Here is a 15,102-nt window from a genome sequence, read left to right on the forward strand (position 1 = left end):
GAGGTCGTGCACGGCAAGCACAGCGGACGTCCGTTCGTTCGGGAGGAGGGTGATGGCCGAGCGGCCAGCCTCCCAGTATATGCCGCTGCGACGGCGCTGATCGCCGACAAGATCCCTCTGCAGGGTGACCGAGGCGATACCGGGGAGTGATGACCCGCCCCGCACCCGCTGCCTACGGTGCTGGAGTGGACATCCTCAACGACCTCATCCTGCAGGCGATCGCCTCCCCGTGGCTGTACGCGGTGCTCTTCGCGGTGACCGTGATCGACGGGTTCTTCCCTCCGGTCCCGAGCGAGACGGTCCTCGTCGCCGCGGCGGCCGTCGCCGCGTCCACCGGCGACGGCAACATCCTGCTGCTCGGGGCGGTCGCCGCCCTGGGCGCCGCGATCGGCGACAACATCGCGTTCCTCATCGGTCGCCGGCTCGGCACCACGAGGTTCGCGTGGATGCGCCGCCCTCGCGTCGCCGCCGCGTTCGCCTACGCGCAGCATGCTCTCGACCGCCGCAGCGCGACGCTGATCCTCGGCGCGCGATACATCCCGATCGGTCGCGTGGCCGTGAACATGTCCGCCGGAGCGCTCGGGTTCCCCTGGCGGCGGTTCCTCCCGCTGAGCCTCATCGCCGGTGTCAGCTGGAGCGTGTTCAGCCTCGCGATCGGGTTGCTCGCCGGTGCCTGGCTGCACGACCAGCCCGTGCTCAGCGCCGCCATCGGCGTCGTCATCGCCCTGATCGTCGGCATCGTCATCGACCGGATCGCCGCGCTCCGCCGCCGCCGTACGGCGGTCCCGCACCTGGCAGGATGAGACGCATGGCACGCCGCCGAGAGCGCACCCCGCGCCCGTCACGGATCAGCCGTCGCACCGGCGCCCTCGTGGCGCTGACCACGGCGGTCGTCGTGCTGTACGCGCTCCTCGTCCCGCTCCAGACGGTGCTCTCGGGCACGCCGCTGCCGCTGTCTTTCCTGCTCGGTGCCGCCGTGTGCGGGCCTCCCCTGCTCGTCCCCTCCCGTCCGCGGACCGCGATCGTCGTGTTCGCCGCCGGCGCCTTCCTGCTCCCTCTCCTCGTCGAGCCGGCGCGGGCGATCCAGTCCCCGTGGCCGTGGTCGGTACCGGCACTGCTCGCGTTCGTCCTCTTCGTGGGCGTGATGTCCTTCGTGCAGGGAGCCCGACTCGGCGCCCTCACCCTCGTGATCGGCGCACTCACCTCCCTGACGGCGCCCCTGCTGCGGCCGGACATGGTCGCGACACCGGCGAGCTCCGGGAGCGTCACCGCCAACCTGATCGTGACGACCTCGGTCGCCGCCGCGATGTTCCTCATCGCCGTCCTCGTCGCCGGCCGCGTGCGGGTGGCGGCCGAGCTGACCAGGGAGAAGGAGCACAGCGCCCTGGAGGAGTCGCGGCGCGCCCTCGTGGAGGAGCGCACCCGTATCGCCAGGGAGCTGCACGACGTCGTGGCGCACAGCATGTCGGTGATCCAGGTGCAGGCGTCGACCGCACGCTACCGGATCGCGGACCTCGATGCCGACGCGGCGGCCGAGTTCGACGACATCGCCGCCACCGCTCGCTCCTCGCTCACCGAGATGCGGCGCATGCTGGGGGTGCTCCGCACGGAGGACCAGCATGCCGAGCTCGCACCGCAGCAGGGACTGGACGACGTGCCGGCCCTCGTCGACACCATCCGACGCGCCGGCGTGGAGGTCGGTCTCGTGCTGGAGGGGATCGAGGCGGCCTCGGCCGCCGGACCCGGTGTGCAGATCGCCGCCTTCCGCATCGTGCAGGAGGCACTGAGCAACGCCGTCCGCCATGCCCCCGGAGCACGGGTCACCGTCCGCCTTCACGCCGATGCCGGCAGACTGCACGTCCGGGTGCGCAACGCGGCACCCCCGCAGCCGGTCGAGAACCCCACCGGGGGCTACGGCCTCCGGGGAATGCGCGAGCGCGCAGAGCTGCTGGGCGGGGAGCCTCGCGGCCGGCCCGTCCGACGACGGGGGCTGGACGGTCGACGCCACCCTGCCCCTGTCCCCCGCGGCATCAGCGGCCGCCCCGACCGCCCCGGCGGAAGACAAGGAGAACTCGTGACGATCAGCGTGCTCATCGCCGACGATCAGGCGATGGTCCGCGCCGGCTTCGCCGCCCTGCTGGACGCCCATGAGGGCATCCGCGTGGTGGGTCAGGCCGCGGACGGCGCAGAAGCCGTCACGCTCGCCGCGCGGCTCGACCCCGACGTCATCCTCATGGACGTCCGCATGCCGGAGCTCGACGGCATCGAGGCCACCCGGCGCATCCTGGGCCCGTCGTACCCGGCCGCGCACGTGCCGCGGATCCTCATGCTCACCACGTTCGACATCGACGACTACGTCTACGACGCCCTCGCCGCCGGCGCCAGCGGCTTCCTCCTCAAGGACGCCCTCCCGGAGGAGCTCGTGCATGCCGTCCGCGTGGTGGCGGGGGGCGATGCGCTCCTCGCCCCGAGCGTGACGCGGCGGATGATCGAACAGTTCGCCGGACGGCGGCCGGCATCACGCAGGTCAGCGACCGCCCTCGCCGATCTCACCGACCGGGAGCGCGAGGTGCTCGTCCTCATCGGCAAGGGCCGCTCCAACACGGAGATCGCGGGCGACCTGTTCATCGCCGAGCAGACCGTGAAGACCCACGTCGGCAAAGTGCTCGCGAAACTCGGTCTCCGCGACCGCGTGCACGCCGTCATCCTCGCCTACGACACCGGTCTGGTCGAACCCTCCGCCTGAGTCACCCCTGCGTAGGGGTCAGGACGGCACCACGGGGTGATGTCGTGCCGACCACCGCGTCCATAGCCTCCGAGGACACCGTTCCCAGGAGGACTCATGGTCATCGCCGCGGCTCCACGCCTCAGCACCCCCGCCCCCGCCGTATCCGCCCCCACCGGCCACCGCGACACCGGCATCGACGTCGTCCGGGCACTGTGCGTGCTCGGCGTCGTCCTGCTGCACGCCGTCATGGTGGGGGTCACGGTGTCCGAGTCCGGGCCGGTGTTCGAGAACGCGAGCGACGGCACGGGCTGGATCGCGCCGCTGAGCTGGCTGCTGCAGGTGATGCCGCTCTTCTTCGTGATCGGAGGGTTCTCCGGACTCCTCGCCTACCGCCGCCTCCGCGACCGCGGCGGGAGCGCCACCGCCTTCGTGGCCGGTCGGGTGCACCGGCTCCTGCGCCCGGCCCTGTTCACCATCGCCGCGGTCGGCATCGCTCTCGCCGTGCTCACCGTCGTCGGGGTCTCCCCGGATCTCATCGCGGTCGCGGGTTTCCGGTACGGGCAGCCCCTGTGGTTCCTCGGGGTCTTCCTGCTGTGCCAGGCCCTCCTCCCCGCCTTCGTCGCGCTGCACGACCGCGCGCCGCTGCGGACCATCGGTCTCCTCGCCGCTGCGGCCGTCGCGGTCGACGTGCTGCGCGCCACGACCGGGAACGACGCCCTGGGTTTCCTCAACCTCGCCTTCGTCTGGCTGACGATGCAGCAGCTCGGGTTCTTCCTCGCCGACGGACGCGTGGATGCACTGCGGCCCGGAGTCCGCGTGGCGATCGGCACCGGCTCCCTCGGGCTCCTCGTCGCACTCTTCCTCGGGGGCGTGTACTCCCCCGACCTCATCGCCAACATCAACCCGCCGACAGCCGCCCTCCTGCTGGTCGGGCTCATCCACACGACCCTGTTCTCCCTGTACCGCGACCGGATCGGACGCTTCAGCCGGCACACCCCGGTGGCCGCGTTCACCGCGTTCGTGACCCGGCGCACGATGACCATCTACCTCTGGCACATGCCGGTGCTGTTGGTGATGGCCGGAGCGACAGCGCTGGCAGCGATCGTCGGGGGGCTCAGCCTGCCCGCACTCGACAGCGTGGAGTGGTGGGCAGCCCGCCCGCTGTGGCTGGTGACGGCACTCGTCCTCACCGCCCTGGTCGCCGTGCGCGTCGATCGCTTCGAGAACCACCCCTCGCCGACGGCGACGGACTCGCGCCGCCGCCTGGTGCTGGGGACCGCCGTGGGACTCACGGGGGTGGTGCTGCTCCTCGTCCTCGGTACGACGGTCTCCACTGCGGCGCTCGCCGTGCTGCTGCTCGTGGCTGCGCTGCGGCTCGCCGGCCGCTCCGGGAGCGCCGTCCCCGCCCCCGCCGTCGTGGCGTGACCGTCAGCCGACCCCGCGGGCGGCGAGGGCATCACCGACCTGGTCCGCGTGGCGGAGCGTCATGACGAGCAGGGGCACCACGCCACGCACACCCAGTCGCACACCGCGGGCGCGCTCCGCATCGCGCACACCGCTGTGCGAAGCCCGCGACGACGGGCACCATCGTCAGGGTGAGCGACACCGCCATCGACACCGCCTCGGGGTCCACCCCGACACGGCGCAGCGGCCGCAGGAGGCGCTGCAGCACCTCCAGGAGGTCGGACATGCGCGTGGTCAGGGTGAGGAGCGCGGCGAGCAGCAGCAATGCGGCGACCCGCCCGGTGCTCATCCAGGCGGCCACGGGAGACACGAAGACGGCGAGGGCGATCGCGAGCACGAGCAGGACCGCACGCAGCCGCCACAGCTCGATCAGGGCGGCGGAGAGCGGCACACCTCCGATCGGGTAGAGCGCGAACACGGCCGCGAGGCAGACGGCGATGCTGACCGGCCCGTGCGGGAACAGGGTCATCGCGAGCGCCGCGAGGGCGAGGCCCGCCAGCTTCGGTCCGACCGGCACCCTCGACAGGAGCCCCGGTACGAGCGGCCGGGACGGGATCACGCGCACAACCGGCGATAGCGCGCGATGACCGCCTCGGGATCTCCCTGCTCGACGACGCGCCCGCCGTCGAAGAGGACGGCCGTGTCGCAACGCGCGGCGAGCTCGAGATCGTGGGTGACGATGAGCACCTGCGCGTCCTGCGCCAGGAGGAGGTCTCCGATCCGCCGCGCGTTGCGCAGGTCGAGGAGCGTGGTCGGTTCGTCCGCCACGATCAGTGCCGGCTCGGAGAGGAGCACCGCAGCGAGGGCCAGCATCTGCTTCTGGCCTCCCGAGAGCGACGACGCCGGGATGTCGGCGTGGGCGCCGAGACCGTGCCGATCCAGCGTCTCCTGCACGCGGGCGGCGATGTCCCCACGGGGCCGCCCTCGGAGGGACAGCGCGAGATCCTCGGCTGGGGTCGGCATCAGGATCTGGGCATCCGGATCGGTGAAGACGAAGCCCACCCGGCGGCGGACGGCGGTCCGCTCTCGGAGCGCGTCGAGGCCGTGGACGGTGACCGTTCCCGTGGTCGGCGTCATGAGGCCGTTCAGCAATCGGGCGAACGTCGACTTCCCGGAGCCGTTCGCACCGATCACGGCGATGCGCGGCGCGGTGAGTTCCAGCGTCACGTCGTCGAGCAGAACGCGGCCGTCGACCGTCACGCCCACGCCGTCGAGACGCACCGTTCCCGGCTCCGCGAGCGTCGCGGTCGTCCCCGGCTTCCGCCTGCGCATTCATCCTCCTGAACACCGTTCACCTGAACGCCGTTCACTATAGTGGGGGCATGAGTCCCGAGACGAATCCCGCCCGTCACGACCGGGACAGCGTCTCGCGGACGGCCCTCTCCCTCCTCGACGAGGTGGGGCTGGCCGACCTCTCCATGCGCCGCATCGCGGCTCGGCTCGACGTGCAGCCCAGCGCTCTCTACTGGCACGTGGCGAACAAGCAGGAGCTCCTCGCCGACCTCGCCGACCGGATCACCGCCGGGGTTCCCGCCGGAGACGGCGGGGTCCTCGCGACTGCCCGCGCGCTCCGCGACGCCCTCTTCGCCTACCGGGACGGCGCGGAGCTCGTGCTCAGCACGTACGCGCTCCAGCTGGGCTCGGCCCACGCCCGCGAGGCTCTGGTCGCGGCCCTCCGCGCGGAGGGAGCTCAGGACGCCGAGGACCGCGGCGCCGCGATCCTGCATTTCGTGCTCGGTCATGCGACCCTCGTCCAGCAGCGGATGCACGCCGACAGTCACGGCGCCCTCCCGTCCTCCAGCGAGGTCGACGTGACGGCGGGTCTGGACCGGGTGTTCGACCTCGGTGTGATCGCCCTCGCCGGTGAGCTCAGCGCACCGAAGACTCCGCGGCGTGCCCGAGCCTGAGCCCGGGGATCACCGCGAGCAGCACCAGCCCGACGCCGAGGACGAACACGACCGCGAACGCATCCGCCCGGCCCCCCAGAGTGGCGACGGCGAGCCCCGCCAGCGCGATCGCGACCGCCGAACCCGTCGCGTCCGAGATCGAGAGCGCCGAGGAGTTGAATCCCTGGTTCGTCTCATCCGAGTAGGCGAGGGTCAGCACGGTGAGCCGCGGGTACAGCAGCCCCATGCCGCCCCCGGCGAACGCCCACCCGACGATCACGAAGATCGGGGAGGCGTCGAACGCCGCGGCGGCCAGCACGCAGAGCATCGCCACGAGCAACGCTCCCAGGCTGAGAGCCGTGATGCGGTGGTTGCCCAGTCGCTCACCGTAGCGACCCTGCGCGGCGGACGCACCGGCCCACGCGAAGGCGGCCAGCATGAGGGCGACCCCGGCCCAGGTGGCGGAGAAGTCGAACTTCCGCATGAGCAGGTACGGGATGTAGGCCTCCGCGGCGAAGAACGCGCCGGCCGCCACGCCGCGCATGAGCACGACACTGGGAAGGCCGGCGCCGGCGCGCAGCGTGCGTCGCGGCAGAAGGGGCAGCACGGCGACACCGATCGCGAGCACGGCTCCCAGCGCGACCGGCCAGCCGATCACCGGATCGAGCTCGGCGGACAGTCCGATCACCACCGCGAGCACCGCGACGACGACGGCGAGCGAGAGGCGCGTGAGCAGCGCCCGCCGGTCCTGCGGCTCCCCGCGGCCGAGGTCGACACCGCGCAAGCGGATCGCGACCATGGAGAACGCGATCGCGGTCAGCACCGCCACGCCCAGGAACGCCCATCGCCAATCGAGGTACTCCGCCACCGCTCCCGCGAGGAAGGGCCCGATCATCGACGGCACCACCCAGGCGGCCGCGAATGCCGCGAACACCCGCCCGTGCAGGTACGGCGGATACAGCCGCGCGACGACGACGTACAGAGCGACGGTCTGGCCACCGGCACCGAGCCCCTGAACCAGTCGTCCGATCAGGAACTGGGGCATCGTCGCCGCGAACCCGGAGATCAGCAGGCCGAGGATGAAGAGGGTGACGGCGGCGTACAGCGCGCCGCGCGGACCGCGCGCGTCCGACCAGGAACCGGCCGCGACCATCCCGAACACGCTGGTCGCGAGCGTGCCCGCGAAGGCGACGGCGTACAGCGACTGGCCGTCCAGGGCATCGCTGACGATCGGCATGACCGTCGTCACCGCGAGGGCCTCGATCGCGGCGAGGAAGATCAGGGCGACAGCGCCCAGAGTCACCCAGACCCGGCTGCGGTCCCAGATCGTGGCGGTCGGCTCCGCAGCCGTCATCGCTCGACGAGCGCGGCGATGCGCTCGATCGCCTCGGTGAGGATCTCGGGGCTGGTGCCGAAGTTGAGCCGCACGTGTCCGGCCCCTTCCTCCCCGAAGGCCGGGCCGAAGTGCAGCGCGACCTTCGCCTCGCGGAGGATCTGCCGGGCGGGATTGTCGCCCCAGCCGAGTACCGAGAGGTCGATCCACGCGAGGTACCCCGCGTCCGGAATGCGGTAGCGGGCGGCGGGCAGGTGACGGGCGAGGAGATCTTCCAGCAGCACGCGGTTCTCGTCGAGGGTGCGCAGGAGGCCGTCGAGCCAGGCGTCGCTCTCCTCCGAGAATGCGGCGACGGCCGCGAGCAGACCGAACTGTCCCGTCCGCCACTCCACCTCGACCGGCAGGTCGCGAACGACCGCGGACGTCTCTTCCGCGGCGGTCACCATGAGCGCGCACTTCAGTCCCGCGAGATTGAACGCCTTGCTCGCGCTGACGACGGCATAGCCGACCCGGGCTGCCGCGTCGCTCGTGGCGAGGAAGGGCGTGAAGCCCGCGTCGGGCTGCGCGAGCGGTGCATGGATCTCGTCCGAGACGACCGTCGCGCCGAACTCCTCGGCCAGGTCAGCCAGCGCGGCCAGCGTCTCCCGATCGTGCACGGTGCCCGTGGGGTTGTGCGGGTTGCAGAGGAGGATGGCCGTCGCGCCGTCCTCGAACGCGGCGCGGATCCCGTCGAGGTCGAGCTCCCACCGCGTCCCCGTGTCGCGCAGCGGCACCCGCTGCACCTCGGCTCCCGCCTCGGCGACGAGGTCGTAGAAGGGCGGGTAGACCGGAGGCGTCACGACGACGCGCTCCCCCGGCTGCGTGACGCGGCGGAGGATCTCGACGATGCCCATGCTCACGTCCGCCGTGCTGCGCATCCGTGCGGGGTCGGGACGCCAGCCGAAGCGGCGCTCCGCGAAACCCGCGTAGGCCTCCGCGAGCGGTGTCCGCGAGGCGATGTACCCGGTGTCCCCGAGGTCCAGCGCCCGCTGCAGAGCGGCGGTGATGGGCGGAGCGAGCGGGAAGTCCATCTCCGCGACGAAGAGGGGCAGCACGTCCTCGGGATACTCCCGCCACTTCTCGCTGTGCGCTCGCGCAGCTCCGACAGCGGCAGGGCCTTGACCGACAGCATTCGGTCCTCCGATTTCTCTCCGCGCCGATGCGGAGACGTCGAAGCGGGCGTGCCCGGCACGCCCGCTTCGTCTGGTGGTCAGGTGACCGGAACGCTCAGATCGCGAAGCCGAGCGCACGCATCATGTCGCGTCCGTCGTCCGTGATCCGCTCGGGTCCCCACGGCGGCATCCACACCCAGTTGATGCGGAAGCGGTCCACGACGTTGTCCGGGCCTGCGCCGTCTGGTCTTCGAGGACGTCCGTGAGCGGGCAGCCCGCACTGGTCAGCGTCATGTGGATGACGAGAGCGTCGTTCTCGTCATCCCAGGCGAGGTCGTAGATGAGCCCGAGGTCGACGACGTTGATCCCGAGCTCAGGATCCATCACGTCCCTTGAGGGCCTCGGTGACCGCGTCGTACTTCTCGTCCGTCAGGGTCGCTGTCATGCGATCAGCCTACGCCTCGATGGGAGCGGAGGGGTCGAGGAACCGGTCCGTAGCCCTCGTTCTCCAGACGGTCGGCGAGCTCGGGTCCGCCTCCTCGACGATCTTGCCCGCGACGACCACGTGGACGTAGTCCGGGCGGATGTAGCGGAGGATCCGGGTGTAGTGCGTGATGAGCAGCACACCGAGACCGGTGGACTCCTTCGCGCGGGATGACACCCTCGGAGACGATCTTCAGCGCGTCCACGTCGAGGCCGGAGTCGGTCTCGTCGAGCACGGCGAACTTCGGCTTGAGCACCTCGAGCTGGAGGATCTCGTGGCGCTTCTTCTCGCCACCCGAGAAGCCCTCGTTGACGTTGCGCTGCGCGAACTTCGGGTCCATGCGGAGGTTGGCCATGGACTCCTTGACGTCCTTGGTCCACTGCCGGATCGAGGGCGCCTCGCCGTCGAGCGCGGTCTTCGCGGTGCGCAGGAAGTTCGTCACGGCACGCCGGGGATCTCGACCGGGTACTGCATGGCGAGGAACAGGCCGGCGCGGGCGCGCTCGTCGACGCTCATCGCCAGGACGTCCTCACCGTCGAAGGTGATGAGGCCAGAGGTGACCGTGTACTTCGGGTGGCCGGCGATCGTGTAGGCCAGGGTGGACTTGCCGGAGCCGTTGGGGCCATGATGGCGTGGGTCTCACCGGTGTTCATGGTGAGGGTGATTCCGTTGAGGATCGGGGTGGTCCCCGCCTCGGTCTCGACCGTCACATGCAGGTCGCGGATCTCGAGACAGACATTCTTCAGACTTCCTTCGTCACAGCGGGATCGATGAGCACGTCGTCGCCGTCGATCTCGACGAAGTAGACCGGAACGGGCTCATATGCGGGGAGATTCTGGGCTTGCCGGTTGATCAGGGAGAAACGCCGAGCCATGAGCCCAGCACTCCACGTGTCGCCTTCCACGAAGCCCTCGGACAGCGAGATGTCGCCGTGGGTGCAGGTGTCGCCGATGGCGTGATGACGCCCTCGCCGTCCTTGATGACCGTGATCGGCACACCGTCCGGCTCGACGCGCAGCGGCGTGTCCTGCTCCAGCTCGGAGACGCCGCAGACGCGCTGCGCGGTCACCCGTTCACCTCGGCGAGCTCGGCCTCGATGGCGGCCAGCAGCTCCGACCCAGGTCGGGGATGCCGAGGCGCAGCACGATGTCGGTGAGGAAGCCGAGAACCACCAGGCGGCGGGCCTCGTCCTCCGGGATGCCGCGAGCCTGGAGATAGAAGAGCTGCTCGTCGTCGAAGCGGCCGGTGGCACTCGCATGCCCGGCGCCGACGATGTCGCCCGTCTCGATCTCGAGGTTCGGGATGGAGTCGGCGCGCGCGCCCTCCGTGAGCACCAGGTTGCGGTTGGCCTCGTACGAGTCGGTGCCGGTGGCATCCGCACCGATCAGCACGTCGCCGATCCACACGCTGTGGGCGCTCTCGCCCTGCAGCGCGCCCTTGTAGAGCACGTCGCCGGTCGTGGTGCGGGCCCTTGTGATGCAGGTACACCTGGCTCTCCAGGTGCTGGCCGGAGTCGGCGTAGGACAGCCCGTACAGGTAGCCCTCGGAGCCGGCACCGCGAGCTCGACGCTCGGGTTCACGCGCACCACGCCGCCGCCGAAGCTCACGACGAAGTGCTTGAGGGTGGCGTCGGCCGCGACTCGCGCCTGGTGGGCGGCCGCGTGCACGGCGTCATCGTCCCACTGCTGCACGGAGACGACCGTGAGCTTCGCACCCGTCACGGACGATGATCTCGACGTTCTGGGCGTACTGCGCCGAGCCCTTGTGCTGCAGCACCACCGTGGCGAGCTGTGCTCGAGGGCCTCGATCACGATGTGGGCATCCGCCCGGCGGTCGGCTCCGGTGCCCGTGAGCGACACGAAGATCGGCGCCGCGACCTCCTCCTCGCGCGGGATTCGGATGTGCAGCGCCTCGGAGGCGCCCTGCCACGCGACGGCGGCGGTGATGTCCTCGGCGAGGAAGACCTCGCCGCGCGGAGCGGTTCCCGCCGTGAGCGTGCGGCGACGTACTGCTCGCCGGACGTGAAGGAGTACTGCACGCCCTCCTCGCCCTCCGCGGTGCGGAACAGCGGCGTGAGCGCGGCCACCGGCGTGTGCTTCCAGTTTCACCTCGCGACCGGTCGGCGTGCCGAAGTCGTCCGGGTCGAACGAGTGCGGGCGCTCGGAGCGGGTCTGCACCGGGACGAATCCCGCGTCCGCCACCTGGGCGGGCCGGGTCGATGTGCGCGTTCGTGTGCCTGCGCCTCGCTGGGCGCTGTCGTCGAGGCCGCCATTTAGCCGACCGATCCTTCCATGCCCATCTCGATGAGCTTGTTCAGTTCCATCGCGTACTCCATGGGCAGCTCGCGCGCGATCGGCCTCGATGAAGCCGGCGCACGATCATCGCCATCGCCTCGTCCTCGGGCATGCCGCGGGACTGCAGGTAGAAGAGCTGCTCCTCGCTGACCTTCGAGACCGTGGCCTCGTGCCCGAGCTGCACGTCGTCGACACGGATGTCGATCGCCGGGTAGGTGTCGGAGCGCGACTTCGTGTCCACGAGCAGCGCGTCGCAGCGGACGGTGTTCGCGGATGTGGTGGGCGGCGGCGTCGACACGGACCTCGCCGCGGTAGCCGGCACGGCCACCGCCACGCGCGATCGACTTCGAGACGATCGACGACTGCGTGTACGGCGCCATGTGGATCATCTTCGCGCCGGCGTCCTGGTGCTGGCCGGGACCGGCGAACGCGGACGGAGAGGGTCTCGCCCTTGGCGTGCTCGCCCATCAGGTAGATCGACGGGTACTTCATCGTCCTACCTTGGAGCCGATGTTTCCGTCGACCCACTCCATGGTCGCGCCCTCGTGCGCCACGGCGCGCTTGGTGACCAGGTTGTAGACGTTGTTCGACCAGTTCTGGATCGTCGTGTCGCACGCGGGCGTTCTTCTTCACGATGATCTCGACGACGGCCGAGTGCAGGGAGTCCGACTTGTAGATCGGGGCCGTTGCAGCCCTCGATGTAGTGGGACGTAGCTGTCCTCGTCGGCGATGATGAGGGTCCGCTCGAACTGGCCCATGTTCTCGGTGTTGATGCGGAAGTAGGCCTGCAGCGGGATCTCGACGTGCACGCCCTTGGGACGTAGACGAACGATCCGCCCGACAGACGGCGGTGTTCAGCGCGGCGAACTTGTTGTCGCCCGCCGGGATGACGGTGCGAAGTACTCCTCGAAGAACTCGGGGTGCTCGCGGAGCGCCGTGTCGGTGTCCATGAAGATGACGCCCTGCTGCTCCAGGTCCTCGCGGATCTGGTGTACACGACCTCGGACTCGTACTGCGCGGCGACGCCGGCGACGAGACGCTGACGCTCGGCCTCGGGGATGCCCAGGCGCTCGTACGTCTCGCGGATCTCCTCGGGAGGTCTTCCCAGCTCTGCGCCTGCTTCTCGGTGGAGCGGACGAAGTACTTGATGTTGTCGAAGTCGATGTCGCTGAGGTCGGCGCCCCACGTCGGCATCGGCTTGCGGCCGAAGAGCTGATAGCCCTTGAGGCGGGTCTCAGCATCCACTTCCGGCTCGTTCTTGAGGGCCGAGATCCCGCGGACGACCTCTTCGGAGATCCCGCGTTTGGCGACGGCACCCGCGGCATCCTCATCGTGCCAGCCGAATTCGTACACCCCAGACCATCGAGCTCCGGGCGGTCGATCAGCACATCCGACATGCTACACTCTCCTCACAGGTCCCAAACGGTGTCATCCGCCCCGACACACCTGATCCCCGTCGAGTCTGCGGGAGCTGGGTGCCCGTTGGTGGGCCCTCATCACGGGCGCTTCCATCGCGCCTAAACTGTTGACGATGCTTCAGCGCTGTCAGCGCTCATCGCAACAATCCGATTCTACAGGTTCCGCCTGACGGACGGGCCGTGCGCCACGTCTTCGACGGGCCGGAGGACTTATGCCCGAGACGACCATCCCCACCGCTTTCGACGACGCGGGCGACCCCCTCCCCCCGCTCCGCCGTATGGGTCGCGCGCTCACCGTCTTCGCCTGGCTGTCGTTCCTCAGCGAGACGATCATCATCGGCACCGGCGGTGCGGTGCGTCTGACGGCTCCGGCCTCGGCTGCACCGAGTGGCCGCTGTGCACACCCGAGTCGCTCGTCCCGATCGTCGAGGTGCAGGGCATCCACGGGATGATCGAGGTTCGGCAACCGGCTGATGACCGGCGTCGTCGGGATCATCGCGATCGCCGTCGTCCTGCTCGTCCTGCCACACCATCAGCGGCCGCCGGGCGCTCATCAACGCCCTGTGGTTCGCTGTCGGCGGTCTCGCCGGGGCGGCGGTCGCCTTCGCCCTGGTCTCGCTCACCGACTTCCCGGCGTTCCCCGTCGCCTCCGCCGTGCTCCTGATCGCGGTGATCGCGGCCGCGGTCCACTCGGTCCGCACGACGCCCCGCCCGGCGGGACCATCGTCCTCCTCGCCTGGCTCGTGCTGATCGGCGTCGTCGCGCAGGCCTTGGTCGGCGGCATCACCGCGCTCACGGGCCTGAACCCCTTCATCGTCGGGTTCACTACACGTCGTCGCTCCTGCTCGTCTGCATCACCGCCGCGTTCCTCGTGCGGCTGGCGACTCCGGAAGACCGCGCGAACGGGCCGTCCCCACCTGGTTCGCGATCGTGACGCACATCACCGGCCTCGCCCTGGCCGTGACCATCCTGTTCGGCGTGCTGACGACCGGATCGGGCCGCACTCCGGCGACGCCGACGTGCTGCGCCGCGGCTTCGACGCCACGGTCCTCGCCCATGTCCACTCCTGGCCGGGTTACATCCTCGCCGCGCTCGTGCTCTCCTGACGGTGGCGGCCTGGGTCCTTCGTCTCGAGCCCCGCCGGTGGCTGCTCGTGCTCGTCATCGCGATCCTCGTGCAGGTCGCCGTCGGCGTCTGGCAGGCGCGAGAAGGGCTTCCGCCGTGCTCGTGGGCATCCACATGGTCCTGGCATCGCTCTCCGCCGCGACTTACACCGTCGTCGTGCTGCACCTCAAGCGCACCGCGTCCGTCGTACCCGCCCCTGCCGACAGACCTGCCGCACAGACGATCCATAGCGCGCGCACCGGGCGCTCATCACCGCATCGACCATCGTGGTCGACATGAACAAGACACTCACCCGCAGCGCCGGGTTCTGGCTCCTCATCGTCGTCTCCCTCGCCGCGGTCGGGGTCGGCGGCTGGATGATCGCCGGACAGGTCGGCACGATGACCACGACCCCTGATGGACGGCACCGCCACCGGTGTCGAGGTGTACGTCGGTCAGTCGCTCGTCGTCGTCGGCGCCGTCGTCCTCGGCGCGGGCCCTGGTGGGCCTGCTCCTGTCGCTCGGCCTCGTCGCCGCGCGCACGCTGGTCGCCACCCCCGTCGCCGCCGCGCCGATCGTCGAGCAGGAGGCGCCGATCATCCAGGGACGAGACGGCCGAGACGGTCTCAGACCCGCGCGAGGAGCCCGCTCTCCCGACCGCCGCCGCAGAGTTCGCAGAGCCGCAGGTCGATGCGGAGCCGGCGTCCGCGGAGCCCCAGGCCGACGAGGATCAGAAGGGCAGCAGCGGGTCGATCGCCACGGCGACGAACAGCGCGTCAGGTAAGTGATCGAGGCGTGGAAGACCCGCATCGGCCGCGCCTCGGTCCCCACCGCACCGCCTGGTTGTACAGGCGGTGCGATTCGTAGATGAACCAGCCGCCGAAGACCAGGGCGGAGACGGTGTAGACGAGGCCCATGCCGGCGATCGGCACGAGCAGCAGCGAGCAGGCGACCGTGGCCCACGCGTACAGATGACCTGCAGGCCGACCTGCGACGCGTTACGGGTGACGCCGAGCATGGGCACGTCGACGTCGTCGTAGTCGTCCTTGTACTTCATCGACAGCGGCCAGTAGTGCGGCGGCGTCAGAGGAAGACGAGCAGGAACAGGATGAAGGCGGGCCAGTCGAGCGATCCGGTGACGGCGGACCAGCCGATGAGGACCGGGAAGCAGCCCGCGATGGCCGCCCCAGATGATGTTCTGCTCGGTACGGCGCTTGAGGATCATCGTGTAGATCACGACG

At 70.3% G+C, this 15,102-nt stretch carries 11 protein-coding genes and 8 pseudogenes; 7 read left to right on the forward strand and 12 right to left on the reverse strand.

What is annotated here, in order from left to right; all coding sequences use genetic code 11:
- Window positions 1–149: 149 nt before the first annotated feature.
- From AB1285_RS19430 to AB1285_RS19445, 4 genes and pseudogenes are all read left to right on the forward strand, one after another.
- The gene (locus AB1285_RS19430) at window positions 150–803 is read left to right on the forward strand and encodes a DedA family protein (protein ID WP_232089031.1); all 654 of its coding nucleotides are present in this window, start codon (window positions 150–152) and stop codon (window positions 801–803) included.
- 659 nt (window positions 804–1,462) lie between these two features.
- A pseudogene (locus tag AB1285_RS19435) lies at window positions 1,463–1,900 on the forward strand (sensor histidine kinase); the annotation flags it as partial.
- Between the two features lie 174 nt (window positions 1,901–2,074).
- Entirely contained in the window at window positions 2,075–2,746 is a 672-nt protein-coding gene (locus AB1285_RS19440) for a response regulator (RefSeq protein WP_062634324.1), read from the forward strand.
- Between the two features lie 96 nt (window positions 2,747–2,842).
- Window positions 2,843–4,153 carry an acyltransferase family protein gene (locus tag AB1285_RS19445; protein WP_429977425.1) on the forward strand — a complete coding sequence of 437 codons (1,311 nt, stop codon included), beginning with the start codon at window positions 2,843–2,845 and terminating at the stop codon, window positions 4,151–4,153.
- Window positions 4,154–4,184: 31 nt separating this feature from the next.
- Here the strand turns inward: AB1285_RS19445 and AB1285_RS19450 are convergent, their stop codons facing one another.
- The gene (locus AB1285_RS19450) at window positions 4,185–4,751 is read right to left on the reverse strand and encodes a CbiQ family ECF transporter T component (RefSeq protein ID WP_429977687.1); all 567 of its coding nucleotides are present in this window, start codon (window positions 4,749–4,751) and stop codon (window positions 4,185–4,187) included.
- On the reverse strand, window positions 4,748–5,464 hold the full coding sequence (locus AB1285_RS19455; protein WP_370428903.1) for an energy-coupling factor ABC transporter ATP-binding protein: 717 nt from the start codon (window positions 5,462–5,464) through the stop codon (window positions 4,748–4,750). Before AB1285_RS19455 ends, AB1285_RS19450 begins: the two co-directional genes overlap by 4 nt.
- A gap of 50 nt (window positions 5,465–5,514) precedes the next feature.
- On the opposite strand from AB1285_RS19455, the gene AB1285_RS19460 reads away from it, so the two are divergent.
- Complete coding sequence (locus AB1285_RS19460) at window positions 5,515–6,099, forward strand: TetR family transcriptional regulator (protein WP_370428904.1); 585 nt, start codon at window positions 5,515–5,517, stop codon at window positions 6,097–6,099.
- Here AB1285_RS19460 and AB1285_RS19465 read toward each other — a convergent pair.
- The 9 genes and pseudogenes from AB1285_RS19465 to AB1285_RS19505 form a co-directional block, all read right to left on the reverse strand.
- On the reverse strand, window positions 6,062–7,432 hold the full coding sequence (locus AB1285_RS19465; protein WP_370428905.1) for an MFS transporter: 1,371 nt from the start codon (window positions 7,430–7,432) through the stop codon (window positions 6,062–6,064). The two genes, AB1285_RS19460 and AB1285_RS19465, sit on opposite strands and share 38 nt — an antisense overlap.
- Window positions 7,429–8,582, reverse strand: a pseudogene (locus AB1285_RS19470) (MalY/PatB family protein). Before AB1285_RS19470 ends, AB1285_RS19465 begins: the two are co-directional and overlap by 4 nt.
- A gap of 95 nt (window positions 8,583–8,677) precedes the next feature.
- Window positions 8,678–9,007, reverse strand: a pseudogene (locus tag AB1285_RS19475) (metal-sulfur cluster assembly factor).
- Window positions 9,008–9,016: 9 nt separating this feature from the next.
- Window positions 9,017–9,792 (reverse strand): annotated as a pseudogene (gene sufC / locus AB1285_RS19480) (Fe-S cluster assembly ATPase SufC).
- A pseudogene (locus AB1285_RS19485) lies at window positions 9,789–10,114 on the reverse strand (non-heme iron oxygenase ferredoxin subunit). Before AB1285_RS19485 ends, sufC begins: the two co-directional pseudogenes overlap by 4 nt.
- Window positions 10,115–10,118: 4 nt before the next feature.
- Window positions 10,119–11,222: a SufB/SufD family protein gene (locus tag AB1285_RS19490; RefSeq protein WP_429977688.1), complete on the reverse strand. Its 1,104-nt coding sequence runs from the start codon at window positions 11,220–11,222 to the stop codon at window positions 10,119–10,121.
- Between the two features lie 136 nt (window positions 11,223–11,358).
- The gene (locus AB1285_RS19495) at window positions 11,359–11,637 is read right to left on the reverse strand and encodes a SufB/SufD family protein (RefSeq protein ID WP_429977689.1); all 279 of its coding nucleotides are present in this window, start codon (window positions 11,635–11,637) and stop codon (window positions 11,359–11,361) included.
- 25 nt (window positions 11,638–11,662) lie between these two features.
- A pseudogene (locus AB1285_RS19500) lies at window positions 11,663–11,893 on the reverse strand (SufD family Fe-S cluster assembly protein); the annotation flags it as partial.
- 134 nt (window positions 11,894–12,027) lie between these two features.
- Window positions 12,028–12,331 (reverse strand): annotated as a pseudogene (locus tag AB1285_RS19505) (Fe-S cluster assembly protein SufB); the annotation flags it as partial.
- A gap of 638 nt (window positions 12,332–12,969) precedes the next feature.
- On the opposite strand from AB1285_RS19505, the gene AB1285_RS19510 reads away from it, so the two are divergent.
- The gene (locus AB1285_RS19510; RefSeq protein WP_429977690.1) at window positions 12,970–13,209 is read left to right on the forward strand and encodes a hypothetical protein; all 240 of its coding nucleotides are present in this window, start codon (window positions 12,970–12,972) and stop codon (window positions 13,207–13,209) included.
- 21 nt (window positions 13,210–13,230) lie between these two features.
- Window positions 13,231–13,863 (forward strand): hypothetical protein, encoded by a 633-nt coding sequence (locus AB1285_RS19515; RefSeq protein ID WP_429977691.1) that lies wholly within the window; start codon window positions 13,231–13,233, stop codon window positions 13,861–13,863.
- A 728-nt stretch (window positions 13,864–14,591) separates the two neighbouring features.
- Here AB1285_RS19515 and AB1285_RS19520 read toward each other — a convergent pair.
- Window positions 14,592–15,102 (reverse strand): annotated as a pseudogene (locus AB1285_RS19520) (UbiA family prenyltransferase); the annotation flags it as partial.

The organism is Microbacterium sp. NRRL B-14842 (genome assembly GCF_050470785.1).

Coding starts and splice junctions, on each gene's coding strand:
- AB1285_RS19510 (WP_429977690.1), top strand. CDS start 12,970: ATGCCCGAGACGACCATCCCCACCGCTTTCGACGACGCGGGCGACCCC.
- AB1285_RS19515 (WP_429977691.1), top strand. CDS start 13,231: ATGACCGGCGTCGTCGGGATCATCGCGATCGCCGTCGTCCTGCTCGTC.
- AB1285_RS19430 (WP_232089031.1), top strand. CDS start 150: ATGACCCGCCCCGCACCCGCTGCCTACGGTGCTGGAGTGGACATCCTC.
- AB1285_RS19460 (WP_370428904.1), top strand. CDS start 5,515: ATGAGTCCCGAGACGAATCCCGCCCGTCACGACCGGGACAGCGTCTCG.
- AB1285_RS19465 (WP_370428905.1), bottom strand. CDS start 7,432: ATGACGGCTGCGGAGCCGACCGCCACGATCTGGGACCGCAGCCGGGTC.
- AB1285_RS19445 (WP_429977425.1), top strand. CDS start 2,843: ATGGTCATCGCCGCGGCTCCACGCCTCAGCACCCCCGCCCCCGCCGTA.
- AB1285_RS19455 (WP_370428903.1), bottom strand. CDS start 5,464: ATGCGCAGGCGGAAGCCGGGGACGACCGCGACGCTCGCGGAGCCGGGA.